13 protein-coding genes and 1 pseudogene are annotated in these 16,915 nt (G+C 55.4%); 3 read left to right on the top strand and 11 right to left on the bottom strand.

The features are described from left to right. Positions 1–12: 12 nt before the first annotated feature. Positions 13–1,263, bottom strand: coding sequence for an MFS transporter (locus VSR74_RS02780; protein WP_347793287.1), 1,251 nt, complete (start codon positions 1,261–1,263; stop codon positions 13–15). A 120-nt stretch (positions 1,264–1,383) separates the two neighbouring features. Between VSR74_RS02780 and VSR74_RS02775 the strand changes: the two genes are divergently transcribed. The 3 genes from VSR74_RS02775 to bioD all read left to right on the top strand — a co-directional run bounded on the left by VSR74_RS02775 (position 1,384) and on the right by bioD (position 4,455). After that, entirely contained in the window at positions 1,384–2,301 is a 918-nt protein-coding gene (locus tag VSR74_RS02775; RefSeq protein ID WP_347793286.1) for a LysR family transcriptional regulator, read from the top strand. 110 nt (positions 2,302–2,411) lie between these two features. Continuing rightward, on the top strand, positions 2,412–3,632 hold the full coding sequence (gene mlc, locus VSR74_RS02770) for a sugar metabolism global transcriptional regulator Mlc (protein ID WP_347793285.1): 1,221 nt from the start codon (positions 2,412–2,414) through the stop codon (positions 3,630–3,632). 127 nt (positions 3,633–3,759) lie between these two features. Further along, the gene (gene bioD, locus VSR74_RS02765) at positions 3,760–4,455 is read left to right on the top strand and encodes a dethiobiotin synthase (RefSeq protein ID WP_347793284.1); all 696 of its coding nucleotides are present in this window, start codon (positions 3,760–3,762) and stop codon (positions 4,453–4,455) included. Here the strand turns inward: bioD and clcB are convergent. From clcB to ynfE, 10 genes and pseudogenes are all read right to left on the bottom strand, one after another. Then, complete coding sequence (gene clcB / locus VSR74_RS02760; RefSeq protein ID WP_347793283.1) at positions 4,408–5,700, bottom strand: voltage-gated ClC-type chloride channel ClcB; 1,293 nt, start codon at positions 5,698–5,700, stop codon at positions 4,408–4,410. The two genes, bioD and clcB, sit on opposite strands and share 48 nt — an antisense overlap. 315 nt (positions 5,701–6,015) lie before the next feature. After that, positions 6,016–7,164 (bottom strand): osmoprotectant ABC transporter ATP-binding protein OsmV, encoded by a 1,149-nt coding sequence (gene osmV, locus VSR74_RS02755; RefSeq protein WP_347793282.1) that lies wholly within the window; start codon positions 7,162–7,164, stop codon positions 6,016–6,018. Then, positions 7,164–7,811, bottom strand: a complete 648-nt coding sequence (gene osmW, locus VSR74_RS02750; protein WP_347793281.1) for an osmoprotectant ABC transporter permease OsmW — start codon at positions 7,809–7,811, stop codon at positions 7,164–7,166. Before osmW ends, osmV begins: the two co-directional genes overlap by 1 nt. Positions 7,812–7,820: 9 nt before the next feature. After that, the gene (osmX, locus tag VSR74_RS02745; protein WP_347793280.1) at positions 7,821–8,723 is read right to left on the bottom strand and encodes an osmoprotectant ABC transporter substrate-binding protein OsmX; all 903 of its coding nucleotides are present in this window, start codon (positions 8,721–8,723) and stop codon (positions 7,821–7,823) included. A 16-nt stretch (positions 8,724–8,739) separates the two neighbouring features. Then, a complete protein-coding gene (gene osmY / locus VSR74_RS02740; RefSeq protein WP_347793279.1) occupies positions 8,740–9,450 on the bottom strand; it encodes an osmoprotectant ABC transporter permease OsmY in 711 nt (236 codons plus the stop codon). Positions 9,451–9,727: 277 nt separating this feature from the next. Beyond that, positions 9,728–10,342 (bottom strand): Tat proofreading chaperone DmsD, encoded by a 615-nt coding sequence (gene dmsD, locus VSR74_RS02735; protein WP_347793278.1) that lies wholly within the window; start codon positions 10,340–10,342, stop codon positions 9,728–9,730. A gap of 46 nt (positions 10,343–10,388) precedes the next feature. After that, positions 10,389–11,246 carry a dimethyl sulfoxide reductase anchor subunit family protein gene (locus tag VSR74_RS02730; RefSeq protein ID WP_347793277.1) on the bottom strand — a complete coding sequence of 286 codons (858 nt, stop codon included), beginning with the start codon at positions 11,244–11,246 and terminating at the stop codon, positions 10,389–10,391. 1 nt (position 11,247) lies between these two features. Beyond that, positions 11,248–11,865, bottom strand: coding sequence for a DMSO/selenate family reductase complex B subunit (locus VSR74_RS02725; protein ID WP_347793276.1), 618 nt, complete (start codon positions 11,863–11,865; stop codon positions 11,248–11,250). A 10-nt stretch (positions 11,866–11,875) separates the two neighbouring features. Further along, positions 11,876–14,305 (bottom strand): selenate/tellurate reductase subunit YnfF, encoded by a 2,430-nt coding sequence (ynfF, locus tag VSR74_RS02720; protein WP_347793275.1) that lies wholly within the window; start codon positions 14,303–14,305, stop codon positions 11,876–11,878. A gap of 66 nt (positions 14,306–14,371) precedes the next feature. Next, positions 14,372–16,807, bottom strand: a pseudogene (ynfE, locus tag VSR74_RS02715) (selenate/tellurate reductase subunit YnfE). Positions 16,808–16,915: the final 108 nt, after the last annotated feature.

The raw sequence follows: 16,915 nt of genomic DNA, 5'->3' as shown, positions 1-16,915 counted from the left end.
CGCCCCGGCGTATTAATGCAGTCGTTTATGCAGCAGCGTGCCAACCAGCAGGGCGGTCACTAACAGCAGGGCGATAAACGCGCCGACGCCATTCCAGCCATAACGGTGCCAGAAGACGCCGCCAAGAGTACCGGCGATGCTGGAGCCCAGATAATAGCTGAAAAGGTAGAGTGATGATGCCTGGCCTCTGGCGCGACGGGCGCGTGGGCCGATCCAGCTACTGGCTACGGAGTGTGCAGCGAAGAAGCCCGCCGAGAAGAGTAGCATGCCGGGGAAAATCACCCACAGCGGTGAAAAGAGCGTTAACAGCAGGCCAAGCAGCATCACGCCGGTGAAGAAGAGCATCACCGGGCCGCGTCCGTAACGGGTGGTCATGGTGCCCGCTTTTGGTGAGCTCCACGTCCCGGTCAGATAGGCGACCGAGAGCAGGCCAACCACCGCCTGATTCAGCGACCAGGGTGAAAGCATCAGGCGATAGCCAATATAGTTAAACAGGGTAACGAATGCCCCCATCAACAGAAAACCTTCGACAAACAGCAGCGGCAGTCCGCGATCGTGCCAGTGCAGGCGGAAGTTAAGCAGCAATGTTTTCGGGCGCAGGGATGAGGGGCGAAAGTGACGTGACTCCGGGAGGATCTTCCAGAACATCACCGCCGAGGCCAGCGCGAAGGCGCTAATCACCGCCAGCGCCACGCGCCAGCCGAAGAAGTCAGTAAAAACGCCGGTCAACAGACGTCCGCTCATTCCGCCGATGGAGTTCCCGCTGATATAAAGCCCCATCGAGAAGGCGACGAAACTGGGGTGGATCTCTTCACTCAGGTAGGTCATGCCGACCGCCGCCACGCCGCTCAGCGATAAACCGATTAATGCGCGCATGATCAGAATGCCGTGCCAACTGGTCATCATTGTCGAGAGCAGAGAGCAGCAGGAGGCCAGAAGTAATGCAGTCACCATCACTTGCTTGCGGCCGATGGCGTCGGAAAGCGGCCCGGTAAAGAGCAGCCCGATTGCCAGCATCGCGGTAGAGATAGAAAGGGAAATACTGCTGCCCGCAGGCGAGATGCCGAACTCATGAGAGAGCACCGGCAAAATGGGCTGAACACAATAAAGCAGAGCAAAGGTTGCCAGCCCCGCTGAGAAAAGGGCGAGAGTAACCCGAATAAATTGAGGTGTGCCGCGGGTAATAAACTGGTTTGGCTTAGCAGGTGCGGTGTCGCGGACATCGATAGCCGGTTCGTTGTCTGCGGTGGTTGTACGGCTCACGGGAAGATCCTTGCGTAAAAACAAAAGGTAGAAACTAGCGACACAGGTCACATAATTAGAGTAGGAAAACGCAAATATTCTGTCTAATATATTAATAATCTCAATTGATATGTAACAAATATGAATATCGAGCTGCGCCATTTACGCTATTTTATTGCGGTGGCAGAAGAGCTGCATTTTGGCCGCGCCGCTGCGAGACTCAATATCTCTCAGCCGCCATTAAGCCAGCAAATTCAAATTCTTGAACAACAAATTGGTGCTCGTCTGTTTGCCCGTACTAACCGCAGCGTTAATCTGACGGCGGCGGGGAGGCAGTTTCTCGCGGACAGCCGACAAATTATGTTGCAGGTGGAAGAGGCCGCGGCTCGTGCCGGGCGCTTGCATCATGGTGAAACGGGTGAGTTAAATATCGGTTTTACTTCCTCTGCGCCGTTTATCAAGGCGGTTTCCGATACCCTGTCGACGTTTCGCCGCCGCTATCCTGATGTGCATATTCAGACCCGCGAAACCAATACGCGTGAACAAATCTCGCCGCTCACAGAGGGTTCACTGGATTTGGGGTTAATGCGCAATACGCAGCTTCCCGATACGCTGGCATGGGAGGTTATCCTGCATGAACCCCTGCTGGCGATGATTCATCATGAGCACCCTCTGGCGCAGAAGCAGGCCGTAAGCCTGGCGGATCTGGCCGATGAGCCCTTTGTCTTTTTCGACCCGCACGTTGGCACCGGGCTGTATGACGATATTCTGGGGCTGCTGCGTCGCTATGGCGTGACGCCGCGCATGACCCAGGAGGTGGGAGAGGCGATGACTATTATTGGCCTGGTGGCATCAGGGCTGGGAGTTTCTATCCTTCCGGCGTCGTTTCGTCGGGTGCAACTGATGGAAATGCGCTGGGTACCGATTATCGAAGCGGATGCGGTATCGGAGATGTGGCTGGTATGGTCAAAACATCATGAACTTAGTCAGGCGGCGCAGCGTTTTAAACAGCAATTACTGGCTGCGGCAAAGTTAAGCGTTTCTGCGGAAAATGCATGAAAAAATGTGCAGTAAATCACAAGGCTAAGGAAAAGTTTGGCGTCCCCCATTGAAGTCCTTCACCATAGCCCTGAGATTATTTCGAAGCGCGAAAATAAAGGGAGTCTACGGTGGTAGCGGACAGTCAACCAGGCCATATCGATCAAATAAAGCAGACCAATGCTGGCGCGGTATATCGCCTGATTGATCAGCTTGGCCCGGTTTCGCGTATCGATCTCTCCCGACTTGCACAACTGGCGCCCGCCAGCATCACCAAAATTGTCCGTGAAATGCTGGAAGCGCATCTGGTTCAGGAGACGGAAATTCAGGATCCTGGCAGCCGCGGGCGGCCTGCTGTGGGGTTAATGGTAGAAACGGAAGCCTGGCACTACCTGGCGTTACGCGTCAGCCGCGGTGAAATTCATCTTGCTCTGCGCGATCTTAGCAGCAAGCTGGTGGTGGAAGAACGGCTGGAGCTGGCGCTTCAGGACGCGCAGCCTCTTTTACATCGCATCATTACGCACATTGATCAGTTCTTTATCCGGCATCAGGGCAAACTGGAGCGCTTAACGGCGATTGCGATTACGCTTCCGGGGATTATAGACACAGAGAGCGGCATCATTCACCGCATGCCGTTTTACGAAGATGTGAAAGATATGCCGCTCGGTGAAACGCTGGCGGCGCATACGGGTGTGCCGGTGTACATTCAGCATGATATCAGCGCCTGGACCATGGCCGAGGCGCTATTTGGCGCATCGCGCGGCGCGCGGGATGTTATTCAGGTGGTGATTGATCATAACGTTGGCGCCGGGGTGATCACCGACGGGCGTTTGCTCCATGCCGGTAGCAGTAGCCTGGTGGAGATTGGTCATACTCAGGTTGATCCCTATGGCAAGCGCTGTTACTGCGGAAACCACGGCTGTCTGGAGACCATTGCCAGCGTTGAAAGCGTGCTGGAACTGGCGCAGGTGCGCATGAATCAGTCCATGAGTTCAATGCTTCATCAGCAACCCTTGACCGTTGAGTCGCTGTGCCTCGCCGCTGTCAAAGGCGATTTACTGGCTAAAGATATTATCACCAGCGTCGGTACCAACGTCGGCCGTATCCTGGCAATTATGGTGAATTTATTCAATCCGCAAAAAATACTCATCGGTTCGCCATTTAATCAGGCGGCTGAGATCCTCTTCCCGGCGATTAGCGACTGCATTCGCCAGCAATCACTTCCGGCTTATAGCAAGCATACTGCCGTCGAACAGACGCAGTTTTCTAACCGTGGGACGATGGCCGGGGCGGCGTTGGTCAAAGACGCGCTCTATAACGGAACTTTGCTGATCAGGCTGTTACAGGGTTAACATTTTTGCACAGTTGCGCAAAAAATTGCGCTATCTCAAGCCGGGTTTCTGGTTCATCACGTAGACTTTCACCACTTTAAATTATTTCTGGTATGTATATTTCACCGGCATAACTGTGGAGTTAGTAATGCTAAACCGTTTCTTTATTACTGGTACTGATACTTCTGTCGGCAAGACGGTGGTTTCCCGTGCGCTACTGCAGGCGCTGGCAGCCAGCGGGAAACGAGTGGCCGGGTACAAACCTGTGGCAAAAGGCAGCAAAGAAACCCCCGAGGGGCTGCGCAACAAAGATGCGCTGGTGCTGCAGGGCGTCTCGTCGCTGGAATTGCCCTACGAGGCAGTCAACCCTATCGCCCTGAGCGAAGAGGAGAGCAGCGTCGCCCATAGCTGTCCTATTAATTACACCCTGTTGTCCAACGGCCTGGCGAGTTTGAGCGAGAAAGTTGACAACGTGGTGGTCGAAGGCACCGGCGGCTGGCGCAGCCTGATGAACGATTTGCGCCCCCTTTCCGAGTGGGTGGTTCAGGAGCAACTCCCGGTTGTGATGGTGGTGGGTATTCAGGAAGGATGTATCAACCACGCTTTGCTGACCGCTCAGGCCATCGCCAATGACGGCCTTCCGCTGATTGGCTGGGTGGCCAACCGTATTAACCCGGGTCTTGCCCATTACGCGGAAATCATCGACGTGCTGAGCAAAAAATTGCCGGCTCCGTTGATTGGCGAACTGCCGTATCTGCCGCGCGCCGAGCAGCGTGAGTTGAGTCAGTACATCAATTTATCCCTGCTGGGCAACATGCTCACGGTAGATAGAATCCTGGCGTAGGGTTCGCGACAGCACCGACGCCAGCACGCTGGCTATCAGTAAACCGGGCAGTACGCTGTATTGCCCGGTCATTTCGCAAATCATCAGCGTCGACATGATCGGCGCATGTGTCGTTGCCGCCAGCAGCGCAGCCATTCCGCTCATTCCCAGCAGTACCGCCATCGAAGGTTGATCCACCAGCCAGATCCCACACAATTGTGCAAACAGCATGCCGCTCGCCATTCCCAGAAACAGCGTTGGCGTGAAGACCCCGCCCGGTGCGCCGGAGCCGCTACTGGCAAGAATAGCCAGTAACTTGCAGATAAAAATTCCGCTAATCGCCGCCAGCAGCGGTGGCGCCAACAATGAGGCGTGTACCACGCTGTACCCATTACCCCAGACGGCAGGTGTAATGAGCGACAGCAGGCCGACAATCAGCCCGCCCAGCGCAAGCTGTACGGGAGGCGAGAGTTTCAGACGTAAAAACAGGCGATGGCTGGCGTTCATCAGCCACATCAATAATGGGCCACACACACCTGCCAGCAAACCGGTGGCGGCGATGAGCAGACCCGCAGTGATATCGAGTTCCTGCGGAAGGTGGACGGTATAGAGCGGCGCGCTGCCGCCGCCAATAAGATGAGTGGTGAGTAACGCAATCACGGCGGCGACCACCACCGGGCCGAGCGAGGCGAGAATGAGGGTGCCAAACAGAATTTCAGCGATGAACAGGCTACCCGCCAGCGGGGCATGATAGGCACTCGCCATTCCGGCTGCCGCCCCGCAGGCAATCCATAGTTTCCATTCGTCGCGTGAAGTAAAACGTTGAGCAAACCAGGACGCGGCCAGCGCCGCCAGCAGGATCATCGCGCCTTCCCGGCCAATGGCGCTGCCGCTGGCAACCACCAGCAGAGAGGCCAGTGATTTCACCAGGCTTGCGCCATAGTCAAACTGACCGTCGGTGCGAAGTGCTTCCATATAATCCGTTGGCGCATGGGGGCGCTGTCGGTTCAGGCGCTGCCAGCCCCACAGCAGCGATCCTGCCGCCAGGCCGCCAAGGGCGGGCGTCAGCACCCGTCGCCATTCTGAAAGCCCCGTCGCCGCGTTGACCAGGCTTCCTGTATTGTTGCTGAGAAATACCCATTCGAGGAATAGCATCGCATGACGAAAACCTGCCACGGCCAGCGCGGCAAGAACACCGGTGATGGCGGCGAAGAGCAGGCGGCGCAGCATAGTACGCAGATCCGGATAGGCGTGGAGACGATGCATGAGCGGTTTCAACACAAAGAAGGTCAGGCGGCTATTTTGCGGGGAAAGCAGGGGAGATGCAAAAGCTGTGGGTGCGGTGAAACCCCACCCCTCACCCTAACCCTCTCCCGCAGGGAGAGGGGACTGAAAGTGTCAGTGGTAAAGCGTGTGCGGTTTTCACCCTCTTCCTCGCAGGGAGGGGGACTGAAAGTGCCAGTGGTTAAGTGGGTGCGGTTTTCACCCATTTTCCCGCAGGGAGGGAAACTGAAAGAGCCAGTGGTAAAGCGTGTGCGGTTTTCACCCTCTCCCCTTTGGGGAGAGGGCCGGGGTGAGGGGTTAGTTCTCGCTATAAATATTCAGCGCCCGCCGCGTGCGACCGGAACTGAGATAATCAGCGATATAATCCTGTGAAATCTCGCCGTTGTAGCGTCCCTCTTCATCAACAATCGGCATCCAACTGGTGTTGCTCTCATAGAGCTTGGACAGTACGACGCGCAGGTTATCCTCCGCTTTGCCGGTGACGCGGAAAGGGTGGATAAGGTCGGCGCACACGCCGGTGGCATGACGCGCTTCGCGACGTTTCACAAAGCCGAGTGGCTTACCCTGTTCATCGACCACCGTCAGCGCGCGAATGTCGTTATCGTCCATGATCCCGAACGCTTCCGTCAGCGGGGTTGAGGTGCGAGCGGTGATTGTGGGTTGCTGATCGGTCACATCGCCCGCAGAAACCAGCAGCAGGCGTTTCAGTGTGCGATCCTGGCCGACAAACGAGCCGACAAATTCATTTGCGGGTTTCGCCAGTAGCTCATCCGGGCTGGCGCACTGGATGATGCGCCCCTGACGGAAAACCGCGATACGATCGCCCAGTTTCAGTGCTTCATCAATATCATGGCTTACCAGCATCACCGTTTTTTTCAGCGCGCGCTGCATTTCGAGGAACTGATTTTGGATCACTTCACGGTTAATGGGGTCGACGGCGCCGAAAGGTTCATCCATCAGCAACACCGGCGGATCGGCCGCAAGTGCGCGGATCACGCCAATACGCTGCTGTTGCCCGCCGGACATTTCTCGTGGGTAGCGGTGAAGGAATTTTTTCGCATCCATCGCCACCATTTCCATTAACTCTTCTGCCCGATTTTTGCAGCGCGTTTTGTCCCAGCCGAGCATACGCGGCACTACGGTGATGTTCTCTTCAATGGTCATGTTTGGAAACAGACCAATTTGCTGGATGACATAACCGATATTACGGCGTAGCGAAACCGTATCCATTTCATCGGTATTTTGGCCATTGATGAGGATTGTGCCGCTGCTCGGTTTGATCAGACGGTTGATCATCTTGAGCGTGGTCGTCTTGCCGCAGCCAGATGGCCCCAGCAGAACGCACATTTCACCTTCTGGCACATTCAGGTTGACGTTGTCGACGGCCTTCAGCGGTTGGCCATTTTTCTGTGAAAATTGTTTGGTGAGGTTTTCCAGTTTTATCATTATCGTATCCCCTTTGGTGTCAGAGCGATTTGCAGGCGGTGCAGCAGCCAGTCGAGTACAATCGCCAGTAAGCAAATCATCAGTGCGCCAGCAATCAACATGCGGATATCGCTTCCGCCAATACCGTTAAGCAACAGTAGCCCCAGGCCGCCTGCGCCAATGACCGCGGCAATCGCCATCACGCCGATATTCATCACGACGGCGGTACGGATCCCGCCGAATATGACCGGCAGCGCCATGGGAATTTCGACCCAGCGCAGACGCTGCCAGAAGGTCATACCGATACCCCGTCCGGCTTCGCGCAACCCCGGCGGCAGGGCGCTGAGTGCCGTATGGGTATTGCGCACAATGGGCAGGAGAGAGTAAAGAAAGACGGCGGTGACGGCAGGCAGGACGCCAATACCGTGACCGATCAGCGAAAACAGGGGGATCATCAAGCCAAACAGCGCGATGGAAGGGATAGTCAGTAACAGCGTGGCGATGCTCAGCACCGGCGTTGCCAGCCATTTATGGCGCACAATCAGAATACCAAGCGGTACGCCGATAATTATCGCGAGGCCAACCGCCAGCGCCACCAGCCACAGGTGCTGAAGGGTGAGGGTGGCGAGATAACCCGCGTTATCCATCATGTAATGCAGAGTGTCCATAAGCGCTCCTTACAGCATGCCTTTGTCTTGCAGGAATTTACGGGCCACCTGCTGCGGGGTTTTATGGTCGATATCAACCTGTGCGTTGAGGGTTGCAATCACGTCGTTATTTAACAGACCGGAAAGCGTATCCAGCGCTTCTTCAAGACCCGGATTCGCCTCCAGTACCTCTTTGCGTACCACCGGGGTGACGGCGTAGCTCGGGAAGAAACCTTTATCATCTTCCAGCACTTTCAGGTCGAAACCTTTTACACGGCCATCGGTGGTATAGATAAGCCCCGCATCAACAAAGCCATCGCGCACGGCGTTATAGACCAGCCCCGGATCCATCTGACGGATCTGCGGGCGATCGAGCGGCATGTTATAGGCTTCCTGTAACGGTTTCATGCCATCGCTGCGCCCGGCAAATTCCAGATCCAGCCCCAGTCGCCAGTTCTTGTCCGGGTCGGTCTGGCGGATGTGTTCAATTTTTTCCACCATCTGCGACATAGTGGTGATGCCTTCTGCTTCAGCGCGTTTGCGCTGCATGGCAAAGGCGTAGGTGTTGTTCATATCCGCTGGTTTTAACCATATCAGGCCGAGTTTGGCATCAAGGCGTTTTACCGTGTCATAAGATTCCTGCGGGCTCATGCGTTTGTTGATGTGGTTAAAGATGATGAGTGAGGTGCCGGTGTACTCCCATGTCATATCAATTTGCTTGTTGATCATCGCATTACGCGAGATGACGGTAGCAATGTTGGTTTGCGGCTGTACCTGAAAGCCTTTCTTTTGCAGATACTGCACGGTCATGGCGGATAAAATGTGCTGTTCAGTAAAGCTTTTCGTTGCCAGCGTGATGGGCGCGGCCTGCGCGGTTGCCGTAAACAGTAGCGTTGCGCTAAGCCATCCCAGAAGGTGCTTTTTCAGTGTCATGTCATGTTCCTTATGTTCAGGCTGTGTGCGGGCTCAGAATGCGGCCAAGCCAGGCGAGCAGGGCATCAAGGATCAGGGCGAACAGGGCGGTGGCTGTCGCGCCTAAAATCAGCGTTGGGAAGTCGTTAAGATAGATGCCGGGGAAGATCAGTTCACCATAGCTGCTGGCGCCAATCAGGAAGGCCAGCGGCGCCGTACCGACGTTGATCGCGGTGGCAATACGTATACCGGAAAGCATGACAGGCCAGGCGTTAGGTAGTTCAACCTGCCAGAGGCGCTGTAGTTTGGTCATGCCTATCCCGTTTGCCGCTTCTATCAGCGAGGGCGGTACCGATTTAAGGCCAGAGTAGGTGTTACGCACAATCGGGAGCAGCGAGGCGAGAAACAGCGCAACGATGGCCGGTAAATCACCAATGCCGATAACCACCATGGCCAGTGCCAGCACCGCCAGCGGCGGTAGGGTGTTCCCGACGTTGAAGATCTGCATGACGTGTTCAGCGATACCTTTTGCCGCCGGACGGCTCAGCAGGATCCCGCTGGGAATACCAACCAGCAGCGCAAAGAACATGGAAATAAAGACCAGTTTGAGATGTTGTTGACCCAGGTAGATAAGGTCAACCTGTCGGGCTTTGATTGTTTCCGGGCCGATCCTCCAGACCAGGAGAGCCAGTACCAGAATAATCGCGCCAGTTATGCCCAAAAAGCGCATGAGGGGGGAAGCGTGCATTGCTGTGTTTCTCCCTGTTATTGGTTTTTATAAACGCATCATGTTTCGCAGTGACGCATTTGACCTATAGCAACGTAGTCGCAGGGATTCCAGAAAAGTGGCAATTTAATTTGTTGAGGTTCTGAAGAAAATCAGAGGTTTGCCTATATGGGATAACGGATTGAGGCGCAGGTATAGAATAGTCTTAAAAATAAAAACGAAAAGTGACACCGTCACAATGAGGGCGGGCGTTGCAGGCCGGACAGGGGATTCACGCCGCCATCCGGCAATATAACACTCAGCGATACAGGGTTTTCACGGCAACCGGGATCAGCAGTTGCGACTGCCACTGCGCGAGGGTGTGTTGTGCTAACTCCCCCAACGCCTGGTAGAACGGGTGATTCGCGTTGGCGACAAACTCATCGAGAAAACGCCCGGCCCACGGGAAGAGATGCCAGGCTAACAACTGTTCGCACAGGGTATGTTGCCCATTTTCGGCAAGCCAGGCCGCGAGCAGCAGCAGCGAGCCAAAATGGTCTTCCGGCTCGTTTTGCTCCATGTCGAACTGAATGCCGTTTTCGCGCATCCACTGGCGCAACGCCAGGGTTGAATCGCCAAACAGTACCGATTCCCGATCGAGCCATACGGAGCCCCATGGCGGTGAAGGTAATGCATACGGGCCGACGAACAGCCGCTGCCAGGCTTCGGGCAGAGACTCCTCGCACTCCGCATTAAATTTCTCGTGCAGCGGTAGCAGGAGATCCTGCGCTAATGGCCACTGCGTCAGCCATTCGCTGCCTTTCAGAGCCTCAACCAGCGGTGCGGCTTCCGGGCTTTCCGGTGACAGATAAAACAGCGCGCCGAGAACGCGGGCCGTCATGGGAAATGCGTCGTGTTGGGAAAAATCAGTCATTAAAACCATCCTAAAAGGTGCGGGTTGCCCCGCACAATGTCATTCGTTAACCCGCAACGGCCATACCAACGGTCATATGCAGACCGTAAAAAAGCCCCCGGCCAATCAGTTCGCCGGCCAGCACCAGAATCAGCCCCGCCAGCAGACCCATGACAGCAGGGTCTTTGCGACGAACCAGTGGGCAAATCCAGCAGCCGAGACCCGCGGCGATAAGCACGATGCGCCAGACCTGCAGGCGACCATAGTCCGGCACCAGCGCGCTGGCCTGTTGCACGGAGCTATGGATTTCACCCAGCGACACGCCCTGCAGGACGATAACGCCAATGCTTGCCAGCAGGGCAAGAACAGCGATGGCCGCAAAGGTGACACCGTTAAAGCTCACGCGCGCAGATCGTAGCAGTAATGCCGCAAACAGTGGGCCGCTCACGAAGGCGGTAAGGAAGAACGCCAGTGTCGTATAGCCATTATACCAGGTTGGCACGGTATCGATCTGATAAACACGGGTCATTGCCCAGATAAATACCAGCCCCAGCACCATGCTGACGAGCAGCCAGAGCTTACCCAGCGCTTCCGGCATTTTACCGAGTACGGCGACCAGCCACCAGAATCCTCCCACGGCGAAGAATATCGACCCGGCGGCAATCTCATTACTCAATGCGGATGAACCCACGCGATTCAGCGAGTTAAATGCACGCAGCGGCGAACCGAGGTGCATGATCGAGGCGAGAAAACCAATGCCCATTACCAGCCATAAAAAGAACATGCTGCGCACCAGGCGCTGGCGGGCTACGCCATCATCTTTCGTCGCAAACCAGCCCAGCCCGCTGACGATCAGCGCCCCAGCAACGCACTGGCCCAGTACGGTGAAGAGTACCAGCGGCCATTCATGCCATCCATTTCCCATTTCAGACCTCCTTTGGGTTTGCCAGATAACCGGTGGTATCGCCGGTCGGGCGCGCGTTAGCGTTAGGTTTAATAACAATATTGGGTTTGGTGAAGTGCGCAGACGGCAACGGGGCGACGGCCGCCAGATTGCCATGTTTTTTACGCAGTTCGTCAATCGGGCCGAAATCGAGCGCGCGCAGCGGGCAGGACTCGACGCAGATTGGTTTTTTACCCTCGGCGACGCGGTCGTGGCAGCCGTCGCATTTGGTCATGTGGCCTTTGGCGGCGTTGTACTGCGGTGCGCCGTAAGGGCAGGCCATGTGACAATAGCGGCAGCCGATGCAGACATCTTCATCCACGACGACGAAACCATCTTCCCGCTTGTGCATTGCGCCGCTCGGGCAGACTTTGGTACACGCCGGATCTTCGCAGTGGTTGCAGGATATTGAGAGATAATAGGCAAAAACGTCCTGATGCCAGACGCCGTTATCCTCCTGCCAGTTGCCGCCCGCGTATTCATAAATGCGACGGAAACTGACGTCAGGGCCCAAATCTTTGTAGTCTTTGCACGCCAGTTCGCAGGTTTTGCAGCCTGTGCAGCGGGCGGAATCGATATAAAAGCCATATTGGGTTGTCATCGGTTACTCCTTATACCTTTTCAACCTGAACCAGATTGCTGTGGGACGGGTTCCCTTTCGCCAGCGGAGATGGACGGTGAGAGGTGAGAATATTGATACTGCCGCCGTGATCGAGACGATCGCCAAACATATCCGCCTTCAGCCAGGCACCCTGACCAATGGCGGTCACGCCAGGCAGGATGCGCGGCGTCACTTTCGCCGGGATCAGCATTTGCCCGTGCTGGCTGGAGACACGAACCGTATCGCCGTTGTGAATGCCGCGTGGCTGCGCATCTACCGGGTTGATCCAGATTTCCTGCGGGCATGCCTGTTGCAGCACGTCAATATTGCCGTAGCTTGAGTGGGTACGCGCTTTGTAGTGGAAGCCGGTTAGCTGCAGTGGGTAGGTTTTCCGTGCCGGATCGCTGACGCCATCAAAGCCCGGCGCGTAAACCGGAAGCGGGTGAATAATCTCATCCTCTTTCAGCTCCCAGGTTTGCGCGATCTCAGCCAGCCGTTCAGAGTAAATTTCAATTTTCCCCGATGGCGTTTTCAGTGGATTGGCGGCCGGGTTTTCGCGGAAGTCACGGAAGGCGACATAGTGCTCTTCCGGGCATTTTTTCTTGAAGATCCCGAGGCTTTTCATCTCCTCATAGGAGGGCATTTCCGGGTTGCGCTCTTTGGTTTTCGCATGCAGATACTGAACCCACTCATGCTGGGTACGCCCCTCGGTAAAGGTTTGGTAGACATCCGGGCCAAGGCGTTTTGCAATGTCAGAAAGAATTTCGTAAATCGGACGGCGCTCGAACTTACGGCTGGTCGCCGGTTGGCCGAGGATCACATAGCCCATATTCCCGGCGGATTCATGAGAAATGAGATCTTCTTGTTCAGTGGGCATTAAGTCTGGTAGCAGGATGTCGCAATACTTTGCTGACGCCGTCATAAAGTGCTCAATGCCAACAATCATTTCGCACTTGCTGTCGTCCTGCAAAATCTCATGGGTGCGGCTGATATTCCCGTTCTGGTTGATGAGCGTGTTGCTGGCGTAACACCAAAGGAATTTGATTGGCACATCAAGCTTATCTTTACCGCGCACGCCATCATGAATAGCGGTCATCTTCTCGCCGTGATCGATAGCATCCGGCCAGGTAAAAACAGAAATCTGCGTTTTCACCGGGTTATCGAGCATGGAGAACCACTCAACGCCAAGATCCCATGTGCCTTCACGCACGCCGGAGTTACCGCCGTTGATGCCAACATTGCCAGTCAGGACGGATAGCATTGCAATCGCGCGGGCATTTTGCTCACCGTTGGAGTGGCGTTGCGGCCCCCAGCCCTGACAGATATAGGCCGGTTTAGCGCTGCCAATTTCACGGGCCAGCTTGATGATTTTGTCTGCCGGGATGCTGGTGATTTTCGCGGCCCATTCCGGGGTTTTGGCAATACCGTCCGGGCCATCCCCCAGAACCCAGGCTTTGTAGTGTCCGTTACGCGGAGCGCTGGCAGGGAGGGTGGTTTCGTCGTAACCCACGCAGTATTTATCAAGGAAGGGCTGGTCGACGAGATTTTCGGTAATTAACACCCATCCTATCGCCGCCGCCAGCGCGCCGTCGGTGCCAGGCCTTATCGGCAGCCACTCATCTTCACGCCCGGCGGCGGTATCGTTGTAGCGCGGGTCGATAACGATCATTCGGGCGTTGGAGCGTTCGCGCGCCTGTTCGACGTAGTAAGTGACGCCGCCGCCGCTCATGCGGGTTTCCGCCGGGTTGTTGCCGAACATCACCACCAGCTTGCTGTTCGCGATATCATCCGGGCTATTACCGTCGTTGCTGCCGAACATATAGCTCATGGCCGCGCTGATTTGCGCGGTGCTGTAGCTACCGTAACGGCTCAGATAACCCCCACAGGCGTTCATCAGGCGATACGGCACGTTGGAGTTGGTAATATTGCCGCCGTCGACGCCTGTGCCGTAAAGCACATGAACCGCTTCGTTACCGTAATCTTTAAGGATGCGTTTCAGGTTATCACCGATGGTGTCCAGCGCTTCATCCCAGGAGATGCGTTCAAATTTCCCTTCACCTCGTTTACCCACGCGTTTCATTGGGTATTTGAGGCGATCCGGATGGTTCATACGCCGACGAATTGAGCGCCCGCGCAGGCAGGCACGAACCTGATGATTGCCGTAGATATCATCGCCGGTGGTGTCTGATTCGACCCAGTAGACACTGTCGTCTTTTACGTGAAGCCGCAGAAGGCAGCGGCTGCCGCAGTTAACGGTGCACGAACTCCAGACGGCTTTCTCTTCAGGCGGTACGAGTTTATCCGCCGCATTGGCAATGCGACTAAAGGGGAGAGTGAAGGCGCTGCTGGCGAAGGCAAGGCTGCCTATCGCGGAGGTTTTCACCAGATTTCGGCGGCTGACTTTCGCCGTCATAAGCGCCTCAGGCGCAATGATTTTCATAGTGGCTCACTTTTTGCTATTCCATAATCACAAACACCCGAGTGCCGAAGCACTCGGGTAAAACGGTTATACTTTTTCGACCTGTACCAGGTTGGTGTGCTGTGGATTGCCCTTCGCCAGCGGGGAAGGTCGTTGCGTGGTGAGGGTATTGACGCAGCCGCCGTGGTCGATTTTGTCGCCCGCCATATTGGCGTCGTGCCATGCTCCCTGGCCCATGGCGCTCACGCCGGGCATGATCCTCGGGGTGACTTTGGCTGGCAGACGGACTTCGCCACGATCGTTAAACACGCGAACCATATCGCCACTGGCAATGCCGCGGGACTGCGCGTCAACCGGGTTAATCCACACTTCCTGCCGACAGGCGGCCTGTAACACATCAACGTTGCCGTAACTGGAGTGCGTCCGGGCTTTATAGTGAAAACCGAACAACTGAAGCGGGAAGCGGCTGCGTTTCGGATCGTCCCAGCCTTCAAATGTAGAGGCGTAAACGGGAAGCGGGCTTATCACTTCGTCTTTTTGCAGCGCCCAGCTTTCGGCGATTTTTGCCAGACGGCTGGAGTAAATCTCAATTTTTCCACTCGGCGTTTTTAGCGGGTTTGCCTGAGGGTCTTCGCGGAAGGCTTTGTAAGCAACGAAGTGGCCGTTCGGATCTTTACGCTTATAAATCCCCATTTCTTTCAACGCGTTATAAGATGGAAGTTGCGGATCTTTGGCTTCCATTTTAGCGTATAAGTAACGCAGCTACTCTTCCTGCGTTCGACCCTCAGTGAAGCGCTGGTGGATATCTGGCCCCAGCCGTTTTGCCACTTCGCTGGTGATCCAGTAGATCGGTTTACGCTCAAATTTTGCGGCGGTGGCGGGCTGAATGAAAATCAGATAGCCCATGTTTCCGGCGTAATCGTTGGGGATGATATCTTCCTGTTCGACCGTCATCAGGTCAGGAAGCAGGATATCGGCGTATTTCGCCGATGAGGTCATAAAGTTCTCGATAACCACGATCATTTCGCATTTTGACTCGTCCTGCAGAATGTCATGGGTGCGGTTGATATCAGAATGCTGGTTGATAATGGTGTTGCCGGCATAGTTCCAGATGAACTTAATGGGCACATCAAGCTTATCTTTGCCGCGGACGCCGTCGCGCAGGGCGGTCATCTCTGGCCCATGGTCAATGGCGTCAGTCCAGCTAAAGCAGGATATTTGCGTTTTTACCGGGTTTTCCGGCAACGGCATGCGCTCAATGGTGATGGTGTAGGTTGATTCACGGGCGCCGCTGTTACCGCCGTTAATGCCGACGTTACCGGTCAGAATGGGTAACATCGCAATTGCGCGGGAAGTCAGTTCACCGTTAGCCTGGCGTTGTGGCCCCCAGCCCTGACAGATATATGCCGGTTTTGCCGTGCCAATTTCACGGGCAAGTTTAATGATGCGGTCAACGGGAATGCCGGTAATGTGCGATGCCCACTCGGGCGTTTTCGCTGTAGCGTCTTCGCCCTGGCCGAGAATATAGGCCTTATAATGGCCGTTAACCGGCGCATCTTTTGGCAGGGTTTTCTCATCATAACCAACGCAATATTTATCGAGGAAAGGTTGATCGACGAGATTTTCGTTAATTAACACCCAGGCGATACCTGCCACCAGCGCCGCATCGGTTCCCGGACGGATGGGGATCCACTCATCCTCCCGACCCGCAGCGGTATCGGTATAACGCGGATCGATAACGATCATGCGCGCATTCGAGCGTTCGCGCGCCTGTTCGAGAAACCAGGTGATCCCGCCGCCGCTCATACGGGTTTCTGCCGGGTTGTTGCCGAACATCACCACCAGCTTACTGTTTTCGATATCGGAGGTACTGTTACCTTCGTTAGTGCCGTAGGTGTAGGGCATGGCGGCGGCAATTTGTGCGGTGCTGTAGGTGCCGTAGTGGCTGAGAAAACCGCCGTAGCAGTTCATCAGGCGGGCAACCAGGGAGGCGTAGGGTGACGAACGGGTGATGTTGCCGCCGACGATCCCCGACGTATAGTTGATATACACCGCCTCGTTACCGTACTGCGCGACCACTTTTTTCAGGCTCTTGGTGACAGTATCGAGAGCCTCATCCCAGGAGATGCGCTCAAATTTACCTTCACCGCGTTTACCTACGCGTTTCATCGGGTAATTAAGACGGTCGGGGTGGTTAATGCGGCGGCGAATAGAGCGTCCGCGCAGACAGGCGCGCACCTGGTGATCGCCGTAGATATCGTCGCCGGTGTTGTCCGTTTCCACCCAATACACTTCGTCATCGCGTACATGCAGGCGCAAGGCGCAGCGGCTGCCGCAGTTAACGGAGCAGGCGCCCCAGACGACTTTATCTTCGGGTTGATTCGCGGATGACAGGGCTGCAGCGGCAGGGCGTAGGGCAAAGGGTAAAGATAAACTTCCAGCGGCCAGGGCCAGTGAGCCCATCGCTGAAGATTTTATAAGCGTCCGTCGGCTTATCCCGGCGGGAGATTCCATTGTTGACATCGCTCACTCCATTATTATTTTGACTAATTAATTTCATAGTGAAATTAAATTAAGGCTAATGGTGAGCGAATAATACATATTAAGGGGTAGGTAATTATTATCCCTGGT

The sequence above is a fragment of the Pseudocitrobacter cyperus genome (assembly GCF_039889165.1).
In the GTDB taxonomy this organism is placed as follows: Bacteria; Pseudomonadota; Gammaproteobacteria; order Enterobacterales; family Enterobacteriaceae; genus Pseudocitrobacter; species Pseudocitrobacter cyperus.
Note: the sequence above shows the minus strand (reverse complement) of the source record. Positions and strands in the feature narration are given on the sequence as shown.